Annotated in this window: 24 protein-coding genes and 1 tRNA gene; 17 read left to right on the top strand and 8 right to left on the bottom strand. The window is 65.9% G+C overall.

What is annotated here, in order from left to right; genetic code table 11:
- Window positions 1-78 precede the first annotated feature (78 nt).
- The 5 genes from modC to V7778_RS03040 form a co-directional block, all read right to left on the bottom strand.
- Entirely contained in the window at window positions 79-1,173 is a 1,095-nt protein-coding gene (modC, locus tag V7778_RS03060) for a molybdenum ABC transporter ATP-binding protein (RefSeq protein ID WP_335551877.1), read from the bottom strand.
- The gene (modB, locus tag V7778_RS03055; RefSeq protein WP_335551876.1) at window positions 1,170-1,850 is read right to left on the bottom strand and encodes a molybdate ABC transporter permease subunit; all 681 of its coding nucleotides are present in this window, start codon (window positions 1,848-1,850) and stop codon (window positions 1,170-1,172) included. The genes modC and modB overlap by 4 nt, the downstream gene beginning before the upstream one ends.
- On the bottom strand, window positions 1,850-2,593 hold the full coding sequence (gene modA / locus V7778_RS03050; protein ID WP_335551875.1) for a molybdate ABC transporter substrate-binding protein: 744 nt from the start codon (window positions 2,591-2,593) through the stop codon (window positions 1,850-1,852). Before modA ends, modB begins: the two co-directional genes overlap by 1 nt.
- 197 nt (window positions 2,594-2,790) lie before the next feature.
- Complete coding sequence (locus tag V7778_RS03045; protein ID WP_335551874.1) at window positions 2,791-4,224, bottom strand: M16 family metallopeptidase; 1,434 nt, start codon at window positions 4,222-4,224, stop codon at window positions 2,791-2,793.
- A gap of 10 nt (window positions 4,225-4,234) precedes the next feature.
- Entirely contained in the window at window positions 4,235-5,656 is a 1,422-nt protein-coding gene (locus tag V7778_RS03040; protein WP_335551873.1) for a M16 family metallopeptidase, read from the bottom strand.
- Between the two features lie 306 nt (window positions 5,657-5,962).
- Here V7778_RS03040 and V7778_RS03035 point away from each other — a divergent pair, with 306 nt between their 5' ends.
- Window positions 5,963-6,745, top strand: a complete 783-nt coding sequence (locus tag V7778_RS03035) for a GIN domain-containing protein (RefSeq protein ID WP_335551872.1) — start codon at window positions 5,963-5,965, stop codon at window positions 6,743-6,745.
- Between the two features lie 73 nt (window positions 6,746-6,818).
- A complete protein-coding gene (locus V7778_RS03030) occupies window positions 6,819-7,430 on the top strand; it encodes a tetratricopeptide repeat protein (RefSeq protein ID WP_335551871.1) in 612 nt (203 codons plus the stop codon).
- A gap of 46 nt (window positions 7,431-7,476) precedes the next feature.
- On the opposite strand, the gene V7778_RS03025 is transcribed toward V7778_RS03030, so the two are convergent.
- The 3 genes from V7778_RS03025 to V7778_RS03015 all read right to left on the bottom strand — a co-directional run bounded on the left by V7778_RS03025 (window position 7,477) and on the right by V7778_RS03015 (window position 10,672).
- Window positions 7,477-7,764, bottom strand: a complete 288-nt coding sequence (locus tag V7778_RS03025) for a hypothetical protein (RefSeq protein ID WP_335551870.1) — start codon at window positions 7,762-7,764, stop codon at window positions 7,477-7,479.
- Between the two features lie 118 nt (window positions 7,765-7,882).
- On the bottom strand, window positions 7,883-8,521 hold the full coding sequence (locus tag V7778_RS03020; RefSeq protein WP_335551869.1) for a redoxin domain-containing protein: 639 nt from the start codon (window positions 8,519-8,521) through the stop codon (window positions 7,883-7,885).
- A gap of 39 nt (window positions 8,522-8,560) precedes the next feature.
- On the bottom strand, window positions 8,561-10,672 hold the full coding sequence (locus tag V7778_RS03015) for a protein-disulfide reductase DsbD family protein (protein WP_335551868.1): 2,112 nt from the start codon (window positions 10,670-10,672) through the stop codon (window positions 8,561-8,563).
- A gap of 233 nt (window positions 10,673-10,905) precedes the next feature.
- On the opposite strand from V7778_RS03015, the gene V7778_RS03010 reads away from it, so the two are divergent.
- From V7778_RS03010 to nuoK, 15 genes are all read left to right on the top strand, one after another.
- Complete coding sequence (locus V7778_RS03010) at window positions 10,906-11,886, top strand: NAD(P)H-quinone oxidoreductase (RefSeq protein WP_335551867.1); 981 nt, start codon at window positions 10,906-10,908, stop codon at window positions 11,884-11,886.
- A gap of 123 nt (window positions 11,887-12,009) precedes the next feature.
- Complete coding sequence (gene tpiA / locus V7778_RS03005; protein ID WP_335551866.1) at window positions 12,010-12,759, top strand: triose-phosphate isomerase; 750 nt, start codon at window positions 12,010-12,012, stop codon at window positions 12,757-12,759.
- A 68-nt stretch (window positions 12,760-12,827) separates the two neighbouring features.
- Window positions 12,828-13,271 carry a preprotein translocase subunit SecG gene (gene secG, locus V7778_RS03000; protein ID WP_335551865.1) on the top strand — a complete coding sequence of 148 codons (444 nt, stop codon included), beginning with the start codon at window positions 12,828-12,830 and terminating at the stop codon, window positions 13,269-13,271.
- A gap of 317 nt (window positions 13,272-13,588) precedes the next feature.
- Window positions 13,589-13,673 (top strand) — tRNA-Leu (locus V7778_RS02995).
- Window positions 13,674-13,886: 213 nt separating this feature from the next.
- Window positions 13,887-14,246, top strand: a complete 360-nt coding sequence (locus V7778_RS02990; RefSeq protein ID WP_026354735.1) for an NADH-quinone oxidoreductase subunit A — start codon at window positions 13,887-13,889, stop codon at window positions 14,244-14,246.
- A gap of 3 nt (window positions 14,247-14,249) precedes the next feature.
- Window positions 14,250-14,726: a NuoB/complex I 20 kDa subunit family protein gene (locus V7778_RS02985; RefSeq protein ID WP_020654624.1), complete on the top strand. Its 477-nt coding sequence runs from the start codon at window positions 14,250-14,252 to the stop codon at window positions 14,724-14,726.
- A gap of 14 nt (window positions 14,727-14,740) precedes the next feature.
- Complete coding sequence (locus V7778_RS02980; protein ID WP_211520223.1) at window positions 14,741-15,334, top strand: NADH-quinone oxidoreductase subunit C; 594 nt, start codon at window positions 14,741-14,743, stop codon at window positions 15,332-15,334.
- Window positions 15,334-16,587 (top strand): NADH-quinone oxidoreductase subunit D, encoded by a 1,254-nt coding sequence (locus V7778_RS02975; protein ID WP_335551864.1) that lies wholly within the window; start codon window positions 15,334-15,336, stop codon window positions 16,585-16,587. Before V7778_RS02980 ends, V7778_RS02975 begins: the two co-directional genes overlap by 1 nt.
- Before the next feature lie 16 nt (window positions 16,588-16,603).
- Window positions 16,604-17,080 carry an NADH-quinone oxidoreductase subunit NuoE gene (gene nuoE / locus V7778_RS02970; RefSeq protein ID WP_335551863.1) on the top strand — a complete coding sequence of 159 codons (477 nt, stop codon included), beginning with the start codon at window positions 16,604-16,606 and terminating at the stop codon, window positions 17,078-17,080.
- Entirely contained in the window at window positions 17,077-18,372 is a 1,296-nt protein-coding gene (gene nuoF, locus V7778_RS02965) for an NADH-quinone oxidoreductase subunit NuoF (RefSeq protein ID WP_335551862.1), read from the top strand. The genes nuoE and nuoF overlap by 4 nt, the downstream gene beginning before the upstream one ends.
- Before the next feature lie 21 nt (window positions 18,373-18,393).
- On the top strand, window positions 18,394-20,736 hold the full coding sequence (gene nuoG, locus V7778_RS02960) for an NADH-quinone oxidoreductase subunit NuoG (protein ID WP_335551861.1): 2,343 nt from the start codon (window positions 18,394-18,396) through the stop codon (window positions 20,734-20,736).
- Entirely contained in the window at window positions 20,736-21,818 is a 1,083-nt protein-coding gene (gene nuoH / locus V7778_RS02955; protein WP_335551860.1) for an NADH-quinone oxidoreductase subunit NuoH, read from the top strand. Before nuoG ends, nuoH begins: the two co-directional genes overlap by 1 nt.
- 15 nt (window positions 21,819-21,833) lie before the next feature.
- Window positions 21,834-22,322: an NADH-quinone oxidoreductase subunit NuoI gene (gene nuoI, locus V7778_RS02950; RefSeq protein WP_211520217.1), complete on the top strand. Its 489-nt coding sequence runs from the start codon at window positions 21,834-21,836 to the stop codon at window positions 22,320-22,322.
- A gap of 34 nt (window positions 22,323-22,356) precedes the next feature.
- Window positions 22,357-23,040, top strand: coding sequence for an NADH-quinone oxidoreductase subunit J (locus V7778_RS02945; RefSeq protein WP_335551859.1), 684 nt, complete (start codon window positions 22,357-22,359; stop codon window positions 23,038-23,040).
- Complete coding sequence (gene nuoK, locus V7778_RS02940; RefSeq protein WP_211520215.1) at window positions 23,037-23,345, top strand: NADH-quinone oxidoreductase subunit NuoK; 309 nt, start codon at window positions 23,037-23,039, stop codon at window positions 23,343-23,345. Before V7778_RS02945 ends, nuoK begins: the two co-directional genes overlap by 4 nt.
- Window positions 23,346-23,357: the final 12 nt, after the last annotated feature.

Genomic DNA, 23,357 nt, shown 5'->3' with positions numbered 1-23,357 from the left:
GCCGCGCAATTCTAGCAGGTCGGGGGCCGCAAGGCGTGCTCCGCAGGCGGTGCGGCAAGGGAGCTTCAGACCAGCGCTTCAGGCCAGCAGCGCCACGGCCTTGACCTGGGCCCAGACCCGGGCGCCGGGCGCGATCGCGAGCTCGCGGCGCGAGCGTTCGCTGATGCGTGCCAGCAGGGCAGCCTCTCCGCTCTGCAGGCGCACCAGCACCTGGCCTGCGGGGCCGGCGCAGGCCACTTCGCACACCTCGGCAGGCAGGATGTTGGCGATGCTGGTGGCGCGCGGCCGTTCCAGCGCCAGGCTCACGTCGCGCGCCTGGATGCGGCAGCGCACCCGGCTGCCGGGAGCGCCTGCGCCCCCGCGCCCGGCCGCATACAGCGTCCCGCCCGGGAAGGACAGGCGCGCCATGCCGTCCTCGTCCTGGCCTTCGAGCACGGCGTCGACCACCACGCCGGCATCTTCGTCGAAGGCGCCCGCCAGGTCGATGCGGGCCAGCAGTTCGCCCAGCGGGCCGCTGGCGGTCACGCGGCCGGCGTCCAGCAGCACCAGGTGATCGGCCAGGCGCGCCACCTCGTCCGCCGCATGGCTCACGTAGATGATGGGCAGGGCCAGCTCGTCGTGCAGGCGTTCGAGATAGGGCAGGATTTCGAGCTTGCGCTTGAGGTCGAGCGCGGCCAGGGGCTCGTCCATCAGGAGCAGGCGCGGCGCGGCGAGCAGGGTGCGCGCGATCGCCACGCGCTGGCGCTCGCCGCCGGACAGGCGCGCGGGATCCTGGCCGAGCAGGGGCGCGATGCCGAGCAGTTCGGCGATGGCGTCCAGCGAAGGCTGGCGGCCCGCGCCGCGCCGCTCCATGCGGCCAGAACGTTTCTGTCCGAATTCCAGGTTGCCGCGCACGCTCAGGTGCGGGAACAGGCTGGCTTCCTGGAACACATAGCCGACCGCGCGCTGCCAGGTGGGTACGAAGACGCCCCTGGATTCGTCCTGCCAGACCTCGTCCCCGATCGCCATGGCGCCGCCCGGGGCGCGCTCCAGGCCCGCGATGGCGCGCAGCAGGGTGGTCTTGCCGGAGCCGGAATGGCCGAACAGGCCGCTCACGCCCCGCGCGGGCAAAGTCAGGTCGACGTCGAGCGCGAAGCCGCCGCGGTCGATGTGGAAGCGGGCGTGGATGCTCACCGGCGCACCCCGCGCATCGATTGCGGATATAGCGTGTACAGCGCGAGCAGCACCAGGAAGCTGAAGACAAGCATCCCGCCGGCCAGCCAGTGGGCCTGGGCGTATTCCATCGCCTCGACGTGGTCGTAGATCTGCACCGAGACCACCCGCGTGCGGTCCGGGATGTTCCCGCCGATCATGAGCACCACGCCGAACTCGCCGATGGTGTGGGCAAAGCCGAGGATGGCGCCGGTCACGAAACCGGGGCGGGCCAGCGGCATCACCACAGACCAGAAGCTGTCCCAGGGGCCGGCGCGCAGGGTGGCCGCCACCTCGAGCGGGCGCTCGCCGATGGCCTCGAAGGCGTTCTGCAGCGGCTGCACCACGAAGGGCATCGAGTACAGCACCGAGGCGATCACCAGGCCGGGGAAGGTGAAGGCCAGGGTGCCCAGGCCGAACAGGCCGCCGAGCCGGCCCAGCGGGCCGTCGGGACCCATCGCCAGCAGCAGGTAGAAGCCCAGCACGGTGGGCGGCAGCACCAGCGGAAGGGCGACGACGGCCACCACGGCGTTCTTCAGGCGCGAGCGGGTGCGCGCCAGCCACCAGGCCAGCGGCGTGCCCAGCAGCAGCAGCAGCAGGGTGACCAGGCTGGCCAGTTTCAAGGTCAGCCAGACCGCGGCGAGATCGGCAGGCTGCATCAGGTCTCGTAGCCGAAGGAGCGGATCAGGGCTTGCGCCTTGGCCGAGCGCAGGTAGGCGAGCAGCGCGCTGGCGGCGGGATTGGCGCGGCCCTTGGCGAGCAGCACCGCGTCCTGGCGGATCGGTTGGTGCAGGTGGGCAGGCACGATCCACCCGGAGCCGGCCGTGAATTTGCCGTCGCGCCAGACCTGAGCCAGGGCGACGAAGCCGAGTTCCGCGTTGCCGGTGCTGGCGAACTGGTAGGCCTGGGCAATGCTTTCGCCCTGGACGATGCGCGGCTGGACGGCTGCGCGCAGGCCGAGCCGGTCGAGCACCGTGATCGCCGCGGCGCCGTAGGGCGCGGTCTTGGGATTGGCGATGGCCAGGTGGCGGAAGTCCGGCGACTTGAGCACCTCGCCGCGCCCGTCCACCAGCTTGGCCCGCGCCGACCACAGCACCAGGCGGCCGACGGCGTAGGTGAAGCGGGTGCCTGCCACCGCCTGGCCTTCGTTTTCCAGCCTGGCCGGGGTGTCGTCGTCGGCCGCCAGCAGCACCTCGAAGGGCGCGCCGTTGCGCACCTGGGCATAGAACTTGCCGGTGGCGCCGAAGGCCAGCAGGGCCTTGTGGCCGGTGTCCTGTTCGAACCGGGCCACGATGGCCTGCATGGGCGCGGTGAAGTTCGCGGCAACCGCGACCTGGACCTCGCCGGCGCGGGCGGACAGGGTGCAGGCGAAACCGGCAAGCAGGCAGGCAAGGTGTTTCATCGATGTAAAGCTTGGCTGGACGCGATCGTGAATGAATAGACGGCAGTGTATAACGGATGGGCCGGAAACACGTCGTCCCCGCGAAGGCGGGGACCCAGGCTAGCCGGCGTTTCGACGATGCCGGCAGAACTTGGGTCCCCGCCCGCGCGGGGACGACGGGGATGCTGGTAGGCTTATTTGCCGGCTTACTTGCCGGCCTATTTGTCCGTCACGGTGAACTCGCCGAAGCTCTTGAGCTGCTCGCCCACGGCCTTGGCGTCGCCCACGACGACGATCGACTGGTTCTCCGGCGCGAAGTACTTCTTCGACACGGTGCGCACCTGTTCCGGCGTGACCTTCTGGATCAGCGGCACGTACTGGCCGAGGAACTCGGCCGGCAGGCCCACCAGCCAGTTCGAGGCCAGGGTGGTGGCCACGCCGCGCTGGAGCTGGTTGGTCAGCAGGTAGCCGCCCGCCATGTAGCGCTTGTTCATCTCCATTTCCTTGGCCGGGACCAGGTCGGCGCCGATGCGCTTGTACTCGCTGAAGTATTCGTTCAGCGAGGCCGCCGTCACCTCGTTGCGCACTTCGGCGCCGCCCACGATCGCGCCGCCGGCGCGGTTCATGCGCGCGCCCGCCGAGGCGCCATAGGTGTAGCCCTTTTCTTCGCGCAGGTTGGTGTTGATCCGGCTCGAGAAGCCGCCGCCCAGGATGGTGCTGGCCAGGCGCAGCGGGATCTGGTCCTCGGCGCTGGCGGCGATGCCGGGGCTGCCCAGGCGCAGCGCGGACTGCACGCTGCCGTCGCGCTGCACCAGCACGCGGGCCGGCTTGGCCGTGACCGGCGCGGCGGCCGTCTCGGGCAGGGCCGCGCCGCTGGCCTTCCAGTCCCCGAAGGCCTGCTGCGCCAGCTTCATGGCTTCGGTATCGGTGATGCGGCCGGCCACGACCAGCAGGGCGCGGTCCGGGCGGAAGCGCTTGGCGTGCTCGGCACGCAGCATCTCCTGGGTGACCGCATTGATCGACTCCACGGTCGGCGTGGTGCGGGCGTAGGGATGGTCGCCGTACACGGCCTTGCTGATCGCGCGTTCGGCGCGGAAGGCCGGCTGGGTCTCGGACACGCGCAGCGACTGCAGCGCATTGGCCTTGGCCAGCTGGATCTCGCCTTCGGGGAAGGACGGGCTGCGCACCACTTCGGCCAGCAGCTTCATCATGGCGCCGGCGTGCGAGGTGAGGGCGTTGGCCTGGATCACGATGCCGTCCGAGGCCGGGCTGGCGCCGACTTCGCCGCCCATGCCCTGGGCCGCTTCGGCGATGGCGCGCGAATCGCGCTTGGCGGTGCCTTCGTTGAGCATCCCCGCCAGCATGCTGGCGAAGGCCTGGTTGGCCGGCGCGTCGGCGGCATAGCCGGCGCCGCGGATCGCCAGCACGTAGTCGACGCGCGGCAGGCCCTTGCGCGGCACGACCCAGACGGTCAGGCCGTTGGCCAGGGTTTTCTTGGTGATCTTCGGTACCGGGATCGGCTTGTCGGCGCCGTAGGCCGGCATGTCCGACTTGGCGGCGGCCGGTGCGGCGGTATCGGCGAATGCGGCCGCCGGCGCGAAAGCGAGCGAGACGGCAAGCGACATGGAAAGTACAGGCATCAGTGTCTTCATGATGCGCTCCTTATTTCGAGGCGCCGGCAGGCGCAGGGGTGGTAGGGGCGGCGGCCGGCTTGGCTGCCTGCTCGGCTGCGGCCATCATGGCGGCCGGCTTGCGGTCGATGACGGTGCGGTTGGTCGGCACCATGTAGGTGCGTACCGCGCGCTGGATGTCGCTTGATGTGACGCCCTCGATCCAGCCCGGGATCTTGTTGACCACGTTGGCGTCGCCCCACAGGGTCTGCAGCTTGGCCAGGGTGTCGGCGCGGTTGATGAAGCTTTCCAGCTTGTTGTTCCAGTCGGCGATCATGCGGGTCTTGACACGCTTGAGGGTGGCGTCGTCCACGCCCTTTTCGGCGACCTTGGCGATTTCCTCGTCCATGGCCTTGAGCAGGGCGTCGGCGCTGCTGTTCGGCTTGTACAGCGCGAACACGGTCAGCAGGGTGGGGCCGTCGTATTCCCATGGGCCGGTCAGGCCGAACAGGGTGTCGACGTTGAGGGCGATCTCGCGGCCTTTCACCAGGCCCTGGTAGAACAGCGAAGCGTCGCCGCCGGCCAGCAGTTCGGCCAGCACGGCGATCGCGGCCTGGTCCTTGCTGCCGCGTTCAGGCACTTTCCATGCGGCGGCAATGGCCGGCACCTGGGCCAGGGCATCGCTCTGCACCACGCGCTTCTCGGCGGTGTTCAGCGGCTCGCTGAAGTCGCCCGGTTTCGGGGTGGGGCGGGCCGCGATCTTGCCGAAGTATTTCTCGGCCAGGGCGAAGCCCTGTTGCGGCGTGATGTCGCCGGCGATCGCCAGCACCGCGTTGTTCGGACCGTAGTAGTCGCGGTGGAAGGCGCGCACGTCTTCCAGGTTGGCGTTTTCCAGGTCCTCGAAGCTGCCGTAGCCGTCGTGGTTGTTCTCCCATTTCTGGAAAGCCTGCTGGCTGATGTCGATCCACATGAAGCCGCCGTAGGGCTGGTTCTTCACGTTCACGCGGATCTCTTCCTTGACCACGTCCTGCTGGTTCTTCAGGGTCGTCGCATTGAAGTCGAGGGTCTTCATCCGGTCCGCTTCCAGCCACAGGATCGGCTCCAGCGCCGATGCGGGCGCGGTCTCGATGTAGTTGGTGAAGTCCGGGCGGGTCGAGCCGTTGTTGCGGCCGCCGCCAGCGGTGATGGTGGTGTCGAACACGCCCTTGGGCGCGTTCGGCGTGCCCTGGAACATCAGGTGTTCGAACAGGTGGGCGAAGCCGGTGCGGTTCTTCGGCTCGAGGCGCATGCCCACGTGGTAGACCACCGAGACGCCGACGGTCGGCGAGCTGCGGTCTTCCGAGACGATGACGGTCAGGCCGTTATCGAGTTTCTTGACATTGACCGGAAGGGTCCACTGGTCCGACTTGGCGGCGAACGCCGACAGCGAAACGGTGAGCCCGGCCAGCAGAACAGGTAATTGGCGCATGCGCATGGTGACCTCGAAAGTGAACTCTGAAAAGTGAGCTTTTGATGACGGCATTGAGGGCCGTCAAGGTCCGCATCTTAGCGCAATGTCATGTCAATAAGTAATCTTTTTATTGCGCCAGCTCATGCGTTGTCGAAGTTTATGCGAGGGACATCTGTCCGCCGGATCTGCGCTTTGTCCCGCGTTTTGCGCAGTTCGTCGCATCTGCCCGCAGCGGCGTGGGGGAGCGCGATATAGTTGCAACATGCTAAGGTATGCTGCCTGGAATGCCACGAGCGTCCCGGCGCCGGACAAGACGAGAAAGGATGTTGGATGAATCACCTGATCAAGCAGGGCGTGGCGCTGGCCACCCTGTGCGCCACCTTCGGTTTCGCGGGCGTGGCGAGCGCCGCGCCGGAAGTGGCCACGGAGACCCGCCCGATCGATGCGCGCGTCGTGCGCGTCAAGCTCGACGGGGTGGTCGACATGAAGATCCGCCAGGGCAGCAACGCCACCCTGGTGCTGACCGGCGATCCGCGCCTGCTGGGCAAGACCACGACCCTGCAGAGCGGCGACACCTTGAATATCGATACCGAAACGCGCGGCGTGAGCCTGAATATCGGCCGCGGCTCGGGGCTGCGCGCCGAGCTGGTACTGCCGAGCCTGCGCGAGGTGTCGTCCGAAAGCGTCGGCTCCACTGAAGTCAGCGGCTTCTCCGGTGACGAACTCGAACTCACGCTCGATGGGGCCGGCTCGATGAATGTATCATCGAACTACCGCGTCATCTCGGCCAACCTGGGCGGGGTGGGCAGCATGCGCCTGCACGGAATTAACAGCGACAGCATCGACCTGAACCTGCGTGGCGCCGGCTTCGTGACCTTGTCGGGACGCAGCAAGCTTCTCAAGGCGGAGCTCGGCGGGCTGGGCGGCCTGGATGCCCAGCAGTGTGCGGCCGAGACCGTGAACCTGGAGCTGTCCGGACTGGGCAATGCCACCGTGAATGCGCATGGCAACGCCAACCTGACCTTGTCGGGCATGGGCTCGGTGACGGTCTACGGCAAGCCGCAGAACCGCAAGGTCGAGGTCGAGGGGCTGGGCAAGGTGAGCTGGAAGTAAACAAGAACAACATAACGGGAGTCCTGAGACCAGGACCAAGGGTACGTAGAGATCCTGACTCCATGCACGAGACATGAAAAAAATAATCGTAGCGTTCGCAGTCGCGTTCGGCCTGCACTTGAGTGCCCAGGCCGGTTTCGCGGAAGGGGCGAGCGCGTATAACGCCCGCAACTACGCGCTGGCGCTGAAGGAGATCAGTCCGCTTGCCAGAGCCGGCAACGCGGACGCTCAGCATTTGCTGGGCCTGATGTATTACATGGGCCGCGGCGTCGCGCGCGACTACAAGCAGGCCTTCTCCTGGCACCACAAGGCCGCGCTGCAGGGCAAGGCCGACGCGCAATACGTGGTGGGCGCCATGTACTACACCGGCAACTCCGTGCCGCAGGATCAGAAGCATGCGGTGACCTGGTTCCGGCGGGCGGCGGAGCAGGGGCATGCCGAGGCCCAGCACGCGCTGGGGCTGATGTACCGCTACCATCAGGCCGGCATGCCGCAGGACATAGTGCTGGCCTATATGCTGTGGAACCTGGCGGCAGCCAGCGGCAACCGCAACGCGGTCGACCAGCGCGCCGCGATCTCGCGCCAGATGACGCAGGAGCAGATCGAAGAGGCGCAGTCGCTGTCGCGCACCTGGCGCCCGGGCACGCCGCTGCCGACGGCCTCGCGGACGGGGAACGGGTCCTGAAGCGCCCGCTGCCGCCGGTGGCGGCGGCAGATGGCCGGCGGCTGGGCTAGCGTCCTATGCCGATGCCGATGCCGACGCCCGAGCCACCCCAGCGGCCCCAGCTGCCGAAGATGGACGTCGAGACGCCCTCGTACTTGCCGTCCTTCGCGGCCAGCTGAAGCACGCAGTTTCTCCAGGGATCGGAATTTGCGGCGTAGCCGAGCTGGACGCAGGCTGGTCCGAACTCGGCCATCATGCGGTCCATCTCAGCTTGTTGCTTTAATGCTTTTTCCTGTGGTGTCATACACCCGAGCAAGCAAAATGCGCTTGCTGCCGTCAAGATCATGGCGCGCATAGCGTTCTCCTCAAGCAAGTGATCGAGCCAGGCTCGCGCCTGGCCTTGTTGAAGCGATCATACCTCTCAATGGATTTCGCCCTTGTCTTCTGCCGTGCCGCCATGGCCGGCGCCGGCCTCAGGTCTTGTACTTCACCCCGCAGCCATACGGACGCGTGACGGCCTGCTTGACCTCCTCGCCCTTCAAGACGGACTCCATCGCGGTCTTGAACAGGGGCTCGGCCCTGGCGATGTCGTCGACCTTGGCCGAAGGGATGCTGTCGATGCCGCCCGCGTAGCGCAACACCCCCTTGGAATCGATGACGTACATGTGCGGCGTGGTGCGCGCATCATAGGCCTTGCCGATGCCGCCCTGCGGGTCGAGAAGGACGGCTGCCGGCGCCGCCTTGCGGCTGGCGGTCAGTTCGTCGGCCCTGGCGCCGTCGACATGTCCCTGCTCGCCGGGCGCGGACGAAATCACGCTCAGCCACACCACGCCCGCCTGCCTGGCCTGCTGCTGCAGGTTCTGCATGTTCGACGAGCCGTAGTGCTTTTTCACGTAGGGGCACTCATGGTTGGTCCATTCCAGCACCACGACCTTGCCCTTGAGATCGGCCAGCTTGTGCTGCTTCCCCTTGCTGTCGACCGCCGTGAAATCCGGCGCCGGCTGTCCGACCGCAGGCGCCGCCATGGCCGGCAAGGCCGCCAGGCCGGCGCCGAGCAGCGCGGTGGCCAGGATGGTGGTGCGCAGCGCGGCGCGGCGTGAAAGACTGTTCATGTGATCCCCTTTATCGAAGTGAATGGTGAATAAACCCGACTACTGCGTGAGCGTCCGCGTCACGATCGACTCGGTCAGGACCGGCGGCAGCACCACTCCTTCCTTTCCGGCCGGATAAAACACATAAAAAGGCAGGCCGTCGCGCTGGAAGGAGCGCAGGAAGGCCGTGATGGCGGGATCGCGATTGGTCCAGTCGCCCTTCATGTAGACCACCTGGCGCGCCTGCATCGCGTCCTTCACGGCGGCCGTCGACAGGGTCGTGCGCTCGTTGACCAGGCAGGTGATGCACCAGGCCGCGGTCATGTTGACGAAGACCGGCTTGCCTTCGGCGCGCAGGCTGGCGAGCCGCTCGGCGCTGTAGGCCTCGACCTGCGCGGCCTGCCGGGGCGATGCGGCTTGCGGCGCCGCATCCTGCAAGCCCAGCGCCAGGCCGGCCAGCGCGGCCACGCCGGCCAGGGCCGCGCCGCGTGGCCACCAGGGCTTGCCGGCGCCTTGCTGGCCCAGCCCCGCCAGCCAGCCCACCAGGCCGACCAGCACGCTGCCGGCGAGCGCCAGGCGCAGGCCGGATTCTCCCGCCTGCTGGGCCAGCACCCACAGCAGCCAGGCCGCCGTCGCATACATCGGAAAGGCCATTGCCTGGCGCAGCCTCAGCATCCACATGCCGGGCCGGGGCAGGCGCCGGGCCGCCGCCGGGAACAGGCCCAGCAGCAGGAAGGGCAGGGCCAGGCCCAGGCCCATCATCGCGAACACCAGCAGGCTGACGCCGGCCGGCGCCGCCAGCGCCGAACCGATCGCCGCGCCCATGAAAGGGGCGGTGCAGGGCGTCGCCACCACCACCGCCAGCAGGCCGGTGAAGAAACTGCCGGCGTGCCCCTTGCGGTCCGCCAGCTGCTGGCCGGCGCCGGCCAGCGATCCGCCGACCTCGAACACGCCGGACAGGTTCAGTCCGATCGCCAGCATCAGCCAGCACATCGCGGCCACGAACAGGGGCGACTGGAACTGGAAACCCCAGCCGACCGCCTGGCCGCCGGCGCGCACCGCCAGCAGAACCAGGGCCAGGGCCATGAAGGCGGTCAGGACGCCCAGGGTGTAGAACACACCGGACAGGCGCACGGCGCGGCGGTCGCCGCCGGACATGCCGGCGACGGCCGTGGCCTTGATCGCCAGCACGGGGAAGACGCAAGGCATCAGGTTCAGGATCACGCCGCCGAGAAAGGCAAAGGCCGCCATCTGCCAGAGCGGCAAGGCTGGAGCGGGGGCCGCTTCTGCGCCCGTTTCTGCGCCCGTTTCTGCGCGCGCTTCCGCGCCCGCTTCCGCAGCCGTTTCCGTGTCCGAACCTGCGCCCGACCCTGCGGCAGGCGCCAGCGCGAACCAGCGCTTCTGGCCACCGCCATCGGTCACGGCCAGCAAGCCCGCCGCCGCTCCGGGTGCAGGATGTTGTCCCTTGGGCAGGGTCAAGCTCAGGGCGTCCTGTCTCACCTCCAGGGATTGGGCGGCGGCATGGTCGACCACGCCCCAGGTGTCGGGGAAGTACAGGGCGGCACGCACGGTGTGCGCGGAAATGCCGGGGCCGCTGACACGCAGTTGCAGCGCCGATGCCCCGGCGCTCAGCGAGGCCTTCCATGGCGCCGCCTGCGGCTTGCGCGCATCGGCGATGCCGAAGGCGGCAAGGATGTCGGCCTGCGCCGGGCGTGCGGCCGCCTCGACCGGCAGCACCAGGCGGAAGCTGCCGTCTTCCGGAATGCATTCCTTCTCGCAGACCACCCAGTCGGCATTCGCCGCGATGACGAGCCGGCTGCCGGGCCGCGCATCGCGCGGAATGGACAGGCGCATGGGGAGGACGATCTCGTTCTCGTAGCCGTAGCTGGCGACCGGACCGATGAGGAAACGGTCGGGGCCCGGCCAGTCGATGGGGCCGACGGCGACGCCCGGCGGGGTCTCGAAGGCGATGTTCGGCGGCGAACCCGCATCGCCCGGATTCTTCCAGTAGGTATGCCAGTGCGGCGCCAGGCGCTGGCGCAGGCCGAGACGCAAGGTCTGTCCCGGGCTGACGGCGGCATGGTCGCTGACCAGGGACACCGTGGCGCGCGGGCTTTGCCGCAGATTGCTCTCCTCGGCCGAAGCTGGCGCCGGCTTCAGAGCCGCAAGCACGAGCGCCAGGGCCAAGACCTGACAGAACTTTCGGGCATGGGGCAGGTAAGGGTGGCGCATGCGGAGACGAATCCTCGAGTTTGGCCGGCGATCGCATCAAGTGTACGCGCAGTATTGTTGACAGATCAAACATTATGTTGCTGTATTTACATCCAAGCGGTGCGCCGATGGTCTCGGCGACACTGCGGTTCCGCGTGCCGTACAATTGCGCTTTTTTCAATATGGAGCCAGCCATGCGCGCCATCGAAATCACCCAGCCGGGTAAACCGGAAGTCCTGCAGCTGTGCGAGCGCCCGCTGCCCCAGCTCAAGCAAGGCGAAGTCCTGATCAAGGTGCATGCCGCCGGCATCAACCGTCCGGACGTGCTGCAGCGCCTCGGCCACTATCCCGTGCCGCCGGACGCCTCCGATTTGCCGGGCCTGGAAGTGGCCGGCGAGATCGTCGACGGCGAGCTGGGCGACAGCGGTTTCAAGAAGGGCGATCTGGTCTGCGCGCTGGTGCAGGGCGGTGGCTATGCGGAATACTGCGCGGCGCCGCTCGAGCAATGCCTGCCATTGCCGCCGGGTGTGAGCCCGCTGGAAGCGGCAACGCTCCCGGAAACCTTCTTCACCGTCTGGAGCAATGTCTTCGACCGCGCCGGCCTGGGCCAGGGCGAGACCCTGCTGGTGCAGGGCGGCGGCTCGGGCATCGGCGTGACGGCGATCCAGCTGGCCACCGCCCTGGGCCACCGGGTGTTCGCCACCGCCGGATCAAGCGACAAGTGCCGCGCCTGCGAGGAGCTCGGCGCCGAGCGCGGCATCAACTACCGGTCCGAGGACTTTGCCGCCGTGGTCAAGGAACTCACGGCTGGGCGCGGTGTCGACGTGATACTCGACATGGTGGCCGGCGACTACGTGGCGCGCGAGATCGATTGCCTGGCCGACGATGGCCGCCTGGTCGTGATTGCGCTGCTGGGCGGCGCCAAGGCCAATGTGGACATGGGCCAGGTGCTGCGGCGCCGCCTGACGGTCACCGGCTCGACCCTGCGCCCGCGCCCGGTGGCCTTCAAGGCCGCGATCGCTCGCGCGCTGCGCGAACGGGTCTGGCCGCTGTTCGGCAAAGGCAAGCTCAAGCCGGTGATCTACCGCAGCTTCCCGCTCGAACAGGCCGCCGAGGCCCATGCGCTGATGGAGTCGAGCGCCCACGTCGGCAAGATTGTCTTGCAAGTGTTGTAAGCCAGCACTTGCATCCGGGTGGCGGTGCAGGGCAGGGCAGGATTGGAAACGTCGAGCTCAGCCATTGTTTGACCGCCATATGTTCGACCGCTAAAATAGCGGGTTATTTGACTGTGGGGTAGTATGCGTCCCAAACTCGTCGTAGGTAACTGGAAGATGAACGGCAGCCGCGAAGCGAACGCCGCGCTGCTCACCGGTATTCTCGCTGGCCTCGATGGCAGCGCCGCCGCATGCGCCGTCTGCGTGCCGTCTCCCTATCTGTTCCAGTGCGAACAACTGCTCCAAGGCAGCAAGCTCGCCTGGGGCGCCCAGGATGTCTCGACCCAGCCGGGCGGCGCGTTCACTGGAGAGGTGGCGGCGTCGATGCTGCTCGATTTCCGTTGCCGCTATGTGATCGTCGGCCACTCCGAGCGCCGCGCCTATCACGGCGAGTCGAACGCGCTGGTGGCGCGCAAGGCCCAAGCCGCGCTGAATGCCGGCCTGACCCCGATCGTTTGCGTCGGCGAGACCCTCGGCGAACGCGAGGCAGGGGAGACCAATGCCGTGGTCGGCGCTCAGCTGGACGCCGTGCTGGAACTGCTGGGCAAGGATGCGATCGCGAACATCGTCGTCGCCTACGAACCGGTCTGGGCGATCGGCACCGGCAAGACCGCCACCCCGGCCATGGCGCAGGAAGTCCATGCCCAGTTGCGCACCCAGCTGCGCGCCTGCAACGCCGCGGCGGCGGAATCGATCGCCATCCTTTACGGCGGCAGCATGAAGCCGGACAATGCCGCAGACCTGATGGCCCAGGCCGACATCGACGGCGGCCTGATCGGCGGCGCCGCCCTGAAGGCGGAGGATTTCCTGGCGATCATCCGCGCGGCCAGCTGAAACGCCTGTCTCACCGAATTTGAAACGCCGTAGTAGAAGTTAAACCTGTCCTTGGAAATGGAATTGCAATGAACACCTTGTTCAATCTGATTATTGTCGTGCAGGTCATCTCGGCCCTGGCCATCATCGGCCTGGTGCTGGTCCAGCACGGCAAAGGCGCCGACATGGGCGCGGCCTTCGGTTCGGGCGCCTCGGGCAGCCTGTTCGGCGCATCGGGCTCGTCGAACTTCCTGTCGAAGTCGACCGCCGTCGCCGCCGCCGTGTTCTTCGCCTCGACCCTGGCCCTGGCCTACAACAGCAACGCCCGCAGCACCGGTCCGGACGAAGGCGTGATGGGCCGCGTGACCGTGCCGTCGAGCCAGGCCCCTGCGACCGGCGTGCCGGCGAACGCGGGCGCGAATGTGCCGGCGACCGCACCGGCCCCGGCTGCACCGGCCGCTCCGGCTGCCGATGTGCCGACGCTGCCGGCGAACCAGGCTGCTCCGGCGGCTCCGGCTCCGGCCACGAAGTAAACCGGCAGGCTTGGCGGCTACGCCGCCAAGCCTGCGCGGCGTAGCAAACCAGCTTGTCAGCTCGACATTGGGTTTGTGAATAAAAGGCTGGCGTGCGCGCCGGTTTGTAAATAGCGGTAGAATGCGGCCTCGCGGGAGATCCTCCCCGCAAGGCACGCGGCGATGAATGGCCGGTACCGGCCCTCGACTGTGGCGAGCGTTCCGGCATGCGCATGACGGGACTCTTCCAAAAGTTGAGAAATTGCGAAATATCCTTGTAGTAGCGCAATTTGTGCATTGAAAAAATGTAGTAAAGCAGGGTAAAATACTGGTCTCCAGCCGACGTGGTGAAATTGGTAGACACGCTATCTTGAGGGGGTAGTGGCGCAAGCTGTGCGAGTTCGAGTCTCGCCGTCGGCACCAAGATATGAAGAGCCAGCAAGGGCGATGAGCAACCGCTCTCCTGCCTGAGCTGGCTTTTTTGCGAGGATCAGTCGTACGATCCTGGTGGCAACCATCGAGGACTCCGAAGCACCTCTTCTCTCGGGTGATTCGGGTCATCCAGCCAGGTTCGCGCGACTCGGCGCTGCATCCCCCGCAGTGTGTCATTAACCGATCGTTCAAATAGGCTTCATCGTGAACCTCGAAAATTATTTCCCCGTTCTTCTCTTTATCCTGATTGGCGTTGGCGTTGGTGTCGCCCCGCAGGTGCTCGGCCGCCTGCTCGGCCCGCACCGCCCGGATGCCGCCAAGCTGTCCCCGTATGAATGCGGCTTCGAAGCCTTCGAAGACGCGCGCATGAAGTTCGACGTCCGGTACTACCTGGTCGCGATCCTGTTTATTTTGTTTGATCTGGAAACGGCATTCTTCTTCCCATGGGGCGTCTCGATGCGCGAACTGGGCTGGACCGGCTTCGTCACGATGATGGTGTTCATCGCCGAATTCGTCGTCGGTTTCTGGTACATCTGGAAGAAAGGTGCCCTTGATTGGGAATAAGCCATGGCAATTGAAGGCGTATTAAACGAAGGTTTCATTACCACCACAGCCGATAAGCTGATCAACTGGGCGCGCACGGGATCGATGTTCCCGATGACGTTCGGTCTGGCATGCTGCGCGGTCGAGATGATGCATGTGGGCGCCGCCCGCTACGATCTCGACCGTTTTGGCATTGTGTTCCGCCCATCGCCGCGCCAGTCGGACGTCATGATCGTCGCCGGCACGCTGTGCAACAAGATGGCTCCCGCACTGCGCAAGGTCTACGACCAGATGGCCGAGCCGCGCTGGGTCATCTCGATGGGTTCCTGCGCCAACGGTGGCGGCTATTACCACTACTCGTACTCGGTGGTGCGCGGCTGCGACCGCATCGTCCCCGTCGACGTCTACGTGCCGGGCTGCCCGCCGACCGCGGAAGCGCTCCTGTACGGCATCATGCAGCTGCAAAACAAGATCAAGCGCACCAATACCATCGCGCGCTAAAACAGCGATTTACCATGACGACAAAACTCGAAACCCTCGAACTCGCCCTGAAAAATGCACTGGGCGAGGGCGCCGCGATTAGTTCGGCGCTGGGTGAAGTGACTGTGGTGGTCAAGGCCGCCGACTACATCAAGTCGATGCAGGCCCTGCGCGACGACCCGAGCCTGCGCTTCGAAGAACTGATCGACCTGTGCGGCGTCGACTACTCGCAGTACGGCGAGGGAACCTGGGACGGCCTGCGCTTCGCGGTCGTGACCCACCTGCTCTCGATCGAACACAACTGGCGCGTGCGCGTGCGCGTGTTCTGCCCGGACGACGACATGCCGCTGGTGGAATCGGTCACCGGCATCTGGCGCGCCGCCAACTGGTACGAGCGCGAAGCCTTCGACCTGTACGGCATCCTGTTCGACGGCCACGGCGACCTGCGCCGCATCCTGACCGACTACGGCTTCATCGGCCACCCGTTCCGCAAGGACTTCCCGATCTCGGGCTATGTCGAGATGCGCTACGACCCTGAGCAGAAACGCGTGATCTACCAACCCGTGACGATCGAGCCGCGCGAGAACATCCCGCGCGTGATCCGCGAAGAAACCTACGGGACGAAATAATGGCTGAGCTTAAGAATTACACCCTGAACTTTGGTCCGCAGCACCCGGCAGCGCACGGCGTGCTGCGCCTGGTGCTGGAACTCGACGGCGAAGTGATCCAGCGCGCCGACCCGCACATCGGCCTGCTGCACCGCGCGACCGAGAAGCTGGCGGAAACCCGCACCTACCTGCAGTCGGTCCCGTACATGGACCGCCTGGACTACGTCTCGATGATGTGCAACGAGCACGGCTACGTGCTGGCGGTCGAAAAGCTGCTGGGCATCGAAGCGCCGCTGCGCGCGCAGTACATCCGCGTGATGTTCGACGAAATCACCCGTATCCTGAATCACCTGATGTGGCTGGGCGCGCACGCGCTCGACATCGGCGCCATGGGCCCCTTCCTGTACGCCTTCCGCGACCGTGAAGACCTGTTCGACGTCTACGAGGCGGTGTCGGGGGCGCGCATGCACGCGGCCTACTACCGCCCGGGCGGCGTTTACCGCGACCTGCCGGACCGCATGCCGCAGCACCGCGAATCGCCGATCCGCTCGAAGAAGGCGATCGACGAGCTGAACCGCGACCGCCAGGGTTCGGTGCTGGACTTCATCGATGCGTTTACCAAGCGTTTCGACGGCTATGTCGACGAATACGAGACCCTGCTGACCGATAACCGTATCTGGAAGCAGCGCACGGTCGGCATCGGCGTGGTCTCGCCGGAAGACGCGAAGGCCATGGGCTTCACCGGCGCCATGCTGCGCGGCTCGGGCATCGCCTGGGACCTGCGCAAGCAGCAGCCCTACGCGGTCTACGACAAGATGGACTTCGACATCCCGGTCGGCACCAACGGCGACTCCTACGACCGCTACCTGGTGCGTATCGAAGAGATGCGCCAGTCGAACCGCATCATCAAGCAGTGCGTGCAGTGGCTGGCCGTGAACCAGGGTCCGGTCATGATCGACAACAACAAGATCGCACCGCCGAACCGCATGGACATGAAGTCCAACATGGAATCGCTGATCCACCACTTCAAGCTGTTCACCGAAGGCTTCCACGTGCCGGAAGGCGAGGCTTATGCGGCGGTCGAGCACCCGAAGGGCGAGTTCGGCATCTACATCGTTTCCGACGGCGCCAACAAGCCTTACCGCCTGAAGATCCGTACCCCGGACTATGCCCACCTGCAGAGCCTGGACGAAATGGCGCGCGGCCACATGATTGCCGACGCCGTGACCATCATCGGCACGCAGGACATCGTGTTCGGCAGTATCGACAGGTAAGAAGGACACCAAGATTATGTTATCGCAGGACACCTACAAGAAGATCGATCGCGAGCTGGCCAAGTACCCAGCCGATCAGCGCCAGTCGGCCGTGATGGCTTCGCTGGCCCACGCCCAGGTCGAACTGGGCTGGCTGTCGCCCGACACCATGCAGGAAATCGCCGACTACATCGGCATGCCGGCCATCGCCGTGCAGGAAGTGGCGACCTTCTACAACATGTACAACATCAAGCCGGTCGGCAAGCACAAAATCACCGTGTGCACCAATCTGCCGTGCGCACTGTCGGGCGGCGAACGCGCCGGCCAGCGCCTGAAGGACAAGCTGGGCATCGATTACCGCGACACCACCGCCGACGGCGCCTTCACCCTGCTGGAAGGCGAGTGCATGGGCGCGTGCGGCGACGCACCGGTCATGCTGGTGAATAACCACCGCATGTGCTCGTTCATGAGCGACGAAAAGATCGACGCCCTGGTAGAGGAACTCAAGAAATGACCAGCCTGCACGACCGTCACATCAATCCCCTGATCCTGAAGGATCTAAACGGCGACAACTGGCGCCTGGCCGACTACGTCAAGCGTGGCGGCTATGCCGCGCTGCGCCGCATCATCGAAGAGAAGATTTCGCCGGAAGCCATCATTGCCGACCTCAAGGCCTCGGGCCTGCGCGGCCGCGGCGGTGCGGGCTTCCCGACCGGCCTGAAGTGGAGCTTCATGCCGCGCCAGTTCCCGGGCCAGAAATACCTCGTGTGCAATACCGACGAAGGCGAACCGGGCACGTTCAAGGACCGCGACATCATCCGCTACAACCCGCACGCGCTGATCGAAGGCATGGCCATCGGCGCCTACGCGATGGGCATCACCGTGGGCTACAACTACATCCACGGCGAGATCTTCCAGGAATACCTGCGCTTCGAGGAAGCGCTGGAAGAGGCGCGCGCCGCCGGCTTCCTGGGCGACAAGATCATGGGGTCGGAATTCTCGTTCCAGCTGCACGCCCACCACGGCTACGGCGCCTACATCTGCGGCGAAGAAACCGCGCTGCTCGAGTCGCTCGAAGGCAAGAAGGGCCAGCCGCGCTTCAAGCCGCCGTTCCCGGCCTCGTTCGGCCTGTACGGCAAGCCGACCACGATCAACAACACCGAGACCTTCGCGGCCGTTCCCTTCATCCTGAACATGGGTGCCGAGAACTACATGGGCCTCGGCAAGCCGAACAACGGCGGCACCAAGATCTTCTCGATCTCGGGCGACGTCGAGCGTCCGGGTAACTACGAAGTCCCGCTGGGCACCCCGTTCGCCAAGCTGATGGAGCTGGCCGGTGGCATGCGCGGCGGCAAGAAGATCAAGGCGGTCATTCCAGGCGGCTCCTCGGCCCCGGTGATCCGCGGCGAAGTCATGATGGACACCGACCTCGACTACGATTCGATCGCCAAGGCCGGCTCGATGCTGGGCTCGGGCGCCGTGATCGTCATGGACGAGACCCGCTGCATGGTCAAGTCGCTGCTGCGCCTCTCGTACTTCTACTACGAGGAATCCTGCGGCCAGTGCACCCCGTGCCGCGAAGGCACCGGCTGGATGTACCGCATGGTCCACCGCATCGAACACGGCAAGGGCCGTCCGGAAGACATGGACCTGCTGAACAACATCGCCTTCAACATCAAGGGCCGCACCATCTGCGCCCTGGGCGACGCCGCGGCGATGCCGGTCGAAGCGATGATCAAGAACTTCCGCGAGGAATTCGAATATCACATCGAGCACAAGCACTGTCTCGTGCCCGCATACCTTTAAACCAGGTCAGGTAACGATCAAATGGTTGAAATTGAATTAGACGGCAAGAAAGTCGAAGTCGCACCAGGTTCCATGGTGATGGACGCCGCAAACAAACTCGGGACCTATATCCCGCACTTCTGCTATCACAAGAAATTGTCGATCGCAGCGAACTGCCGTATGTGCCTGGTCGAAGTGGAGAAGGCGCCGAAGCCGATGCCTGCCTGCGCGACCCCGGTCTCGCCCGGCATGATCGTGCGCACCCACAGCGACAAGGCGGTGCAGGCGCAGAAGTCGGTGATGGAGTTCCTCCTCATTAACCACCCGCTGGATTGCCCGATCTGCGACCAGGGCGGCGAATGCCAGCTGCAGGACCTGGCCGTCGGCTACGGCAAGAGCGGCTCGCGCTACGAAGAAGAAAAGCGCGTGGTGGCCCCGAAAGAGGCCGGCCCGCTGATCTCGATGGAAGAGATGTCGCGCTGCATCCAGTGCACCCGTTGCGTGCGTTTCGGCCAGGAAGTGGCCGGCGTGATGGAATTCGGCATGGTCGGCCGCGGCGAGCACTCGGAGATCACCACCTTCGTGGGCAAGACCGTCGACTCGGAAGTGTCGGGCAACATGATCGACCTGTGCCCGGTCGGCGCGCTCACCAGCAAGCCTTTCCGCTACACCGCGCGTCCGTGGGAACTGCAGCGCCGCAAGTCGGTCTCGCCCCACGATTCGCTGGGCTCGAACCTGATCGTCCAGGTCAAGGGCGGCAAGGTCATGCGCGTGCTGCCGCTGGAAAACGAAGCCATCAACGAGTGCTGGATCTCGGACAAGGACCGTTTCTCGTACGAGGCGCTGGACAATGCCGACCGCCTGGTCAACCCGATGATCAAGCAGGGCGGCGTGTGGCAGGAAACCGACTGGCAGACCGCGCTCGAATACGTGGCCCACGGCCTGCGTAACATCCGCCACGAGCACGGCGCCGACAGCATCGCCGCCGTCGCCACCGCCAGCTCGACCCTGGAAGAACTCTACCTGCTGAACAAGGCCGTGCGCGGCATCGGTTCGGAGAACATCGACTTCCGCCTGCGCCAGAGCGACTTCGCCCTCACCGGCCAGGTCACCCCGTGGCTGGGCATGCCGATCGCCGCACTGAGCAAGCTCAAGCGCGCCCTGGTCATCGGCTCGAACCTGCGCCAGGACCACCCGCTGGTCGCCACCCGCCTGCGCGCCGCCACCAAGGCCGGCGCCAAGCTGTCGCTGGTGGGCGCATCGGACACCGACCTCCTGATGCCGGTCGCGAACAAGCTGATCGCCGGTCCGAGCGACTGGCTGGCGGCCCTGTCCGAAGTGGTCGTGGCGGTCGCCGCCGCCAAGGGCGTGGCCGCGCCGGCGGGCTTTGACGGCATCGAAGCCGGCAACGCCGCCAAGGGCATCGCCGCGTCGCTGGCCGGATCGAGCGACATCGAGCTGCCGGGCGCCGTCCTGCTGGGCAATGCCGCCGGCAACCACCCGCAAGCATCCAAGATCCACGCCGCGGCGCAATGGATCGCCGAAGCGACCGGCTGCAGCTTCGGCTACCTGGTCGAAGGCGCCAACACCGTGGGCGGCTACCTGGTGGGCGCGACCTCCGGCAAGAACGAAGCCGTGTTCGCAGCGCCGAAGAAAGCCTACGTGCTGCTGCACGCCGAGCCGGAACTGGATGCGGCCAACCCGCAGCAGGCCCTTGGCGCGCTTGCCGGCGCCGAGATGGTCGTGGCCATGTCGCCGTTCAAGCACGGCATGGACTACGCCGACGTGCTGCTGCCGGTCTCGCCGTTCACCGAAACCGCCGGTACCTTCGTGAACTGCGAAGGCCGCGCACAGAGCTTCAACGGCACCGTGCGTCCGCTGGGCGAGACCCGCCCGGCCTGGAAAGTGCTGCGCGTGCTGGGCAACCTGCTGGGTCTGTCGGGCTTCGACTACGAGACCTCGGAAGCGATCCGCGACGAAGCGCTGGGCAAGGGCAACACCGACCTGTCCGCCAAGCTGGGCAACGCCGCCAAGCTGGCGCCTAGCGCGGGCACCTACGCCGGCGCCGGCCAGCTCGAGCGCGTCACCGACGTGCCGGTCTACTTCACCGACGCGCTGGCGCGCCGTTCCGAGCCGCTGCAGCGCACCGCAGCCTCGAACGCGGCGCTGGTCACGCTGTCGAAAGCCGTCGCCGAACAGATCGGCGTGAAGGCGGGCGACACCGTCAAGGTGACCCAGGGTTCCGGCAGCGCCGTCCTGGTGGCCGATGTGGATGCACGCCTGCCGTCGAACGCCGTGCGCGTCGCCGCCGGCCACCGCGCGGTCGCGACCCTCGGCGCCATGTTTGGCGAGATCAAAGTTGAAAAAGCAGGGGAGGGCAAGTAATGGCAACGCCCGGTTATATCGATAGTTTCTATGAATTTGGCGCTGCCAGCCCGATCGCGCCCGTCTGGCCGCTGATCTGGACCGTCCTGAAAATCGTGGTGGTGCTGCTGCCGCTGATGGGCCTGGTCGCCTACCTGACCCTGTGGGAGCGCAAGCTGATCGGCTGGATCCAGATCCGCGTGGGCCCGAACCGCGTGGGCCCTGGCGGCCTGCTGCAGCCGATCGCCGACGCGCTCAAGCTGCTGCTCAAGGAGATCGTCATCCCGACGAAAGCCACCCGCAGCCTGTTCGTGATCGGTCCGATCATGACCATCATGCCGGCCCTGGCCGCCTGGTCGGTCGTGCCTTTCGGTCCGCAAGCGGCGCTGGCCAACGTCAACGCCGGCCTGCTGCTGCTGCTGGCGATCACCTCGATGGAAGTCTACGGCATCATCATCGCCGGCTGGGCTTCGAACTCGAAGTACTCCTTCATGGGCGCGATGCGCGCCTCGGCCCAGATGATTTCGTATGAAATCCCGATGGGCTTCGTGATGGTCGTGGTGCTGATGGTGTCGGGCAGCCTGAACTTCTCGGACATCGTGGCCGGGCAGGGCGTGGGCATGTTCGCCGACATGGGCGTGACCTTCCTGTCGTGGAACTGGCTGCCGCTGCTGCCGCTGTTCGTCATCTACTTCGTGTCCGGCCTGGCCGAATGCAACCGCCACCCCTTCGACGTGGTGGAAGGCGAGTCGGAGATCGTCGCCGGCCACATGGTCGAGTACTCGGGCATGTCCTACGCGATGTTCATGCTGGCCGAATACGCCAACATGATCCTGATCGCGACCCTGGCCTCGATCATGTTCCTGGGCGGCTGGCAAGCGCCGTTCGGTTTCCTGGAATTCGGCCCGGTCGGCGGCTTCTTCTGGCTGTTCGCGAAGATGTTCCTGCTGGTCTCGATGATGATCTGGGTCCGCGGCACCTTCCCGCGCTACCGCTATGACCAGATCATGCGCCTGGGCTGGAAAGTCTTCATCCCACTGACCCTGATCTGGCTCGTCCTGGTGGCTGCCGTGATGCAGACGCCCTGGAACATTTGGAAGTAAGGAAGCAGAAATCAAATGAATCGAGTTAAAGAAATCCTCGGCAGCCTGATGCTGTCCGAACTCTTCAAGGGCCTGGCCCTGACCGGCAAGTATGCGCTGTCGCGCAAGATCACGGTCCAGTACCCGGAAGAGAAGACCCCGATGTCGAACCGCTTCCGGGGCCTGCACGCCCTGCGCCGCTACCCCAACGGGGAAGAGCGCTGCATCGCCTGCAAACTGTGCGAAGCGGTCTGCCCGGCAATGGCGATCACGATCGAATCGGCGCAGCGCGACGACGGCACCCGCCGCACCACGCGCTACGACATCGACCTGACCAAGTGCATCTTCTGCGGCTTCTGCGAAGAGTCCTGCCCGGTCGACTCGATCGTGGAAACCCACGTGCTGGAATACCACGGCGAAAAGCGCGGCGATCTCTACTACACCAAAGAGATGCTGCTGGCCGTGGGCGACCGCTACGAAGCCGATATCGCCGCCGCCCGCGAGGCGGACGCGCGCTATCGCTAATGCACGCTAACAATAAGAGGCTCCTGGGTTAGTCATGGAATTTACAACTGCTTTGTTCTACGTGTTCGCGGCCGTGATGGTGCTGGCCAGCCTGCGCGTCATCACCGCCAAGAACCCGGTCCACGCCGCGCTGTTCCTGGTGCTCGCGTTCTTCAACGCCGCCGGCATCTGGCTGCTGCTGAAGGCCGAGTTCCTCGCCATCGTGCTGGTGCTGGTCTATGTCGGCGCCGTCATGGTGCTGTTCCTCTTCGTCGTCATGATGCTCGACATTAATATCGACCGCATGCGCGAAGGCTTCTGGGGTCACCTGCCGCTCGCTTCCGGCATCGGCGCCCTGATCGTGCTCGAGATGGCCGCCGTCCTGTGGCGCGGTTTCCTCGATTTCGAGCAGTCGCCCGCCGCGGCTGCCGCCAACATCGGCGGCACCAAGGAACTGGGCCTCCTGATCTACACCAAGTACATCTACGGCTTCGAGATCGCCGCCGTGATCCTGCTGGTGGCGATCATCGCCGCAGTCGCCCTGACCCTGCGCAAGCGCAAGGACACCAAAGCAATCGACCCGGCCCTCGCGGTTCGCGTCAAGCGTAACGACCGCCTGCGCATCGTCAAGGTGGAAGCGGTCAACCAGCGCGCCATCGATGCAGCCAACGCCGAAAAAGCGGCAGCGGCAGCCGCAGCAGCAGCCGGATCGCCGGCCGCACCAAAGGAGGCACAATGACTTTGTCGCTCGCACACTACCTGGTCCTGGGCGCGATCCTGTTCGCGATCTCGGTGATCGGTATTTTCCTGAACCGGAAGAACATCATCATCCTGCTGATGGCCATCGAACTGATGCTGCTGGCGGTGAACCTCAACTTCGTCGCGTTCTCCCATTACCTGGGCGACGCGGCGGGGCAGATCTTCGTGTTCTTCATCCTGACCGTCGCGGCCGCCGAATCGGCGATCGGCCTGGCGATCCTGGTGGTCCTGTTCCGTAACCTGGACACGATCAACGTGGAAGACCTCGACAGCCTGAAGGGCTGACGGTCTCGCTTG

The organism is Massilia sp. DD77 (genome assembly GCF_036961685.1).
Taxonomy (GTDB): domain Bacteria; phylum Pseudomonadota; class Gammaproteobacteria; order Burkholderiales; family Burkholderiaceae_D; genus Telluria.
This window is presented reverse-complemented; position numbering and strand designations above follow the sequence as displayed.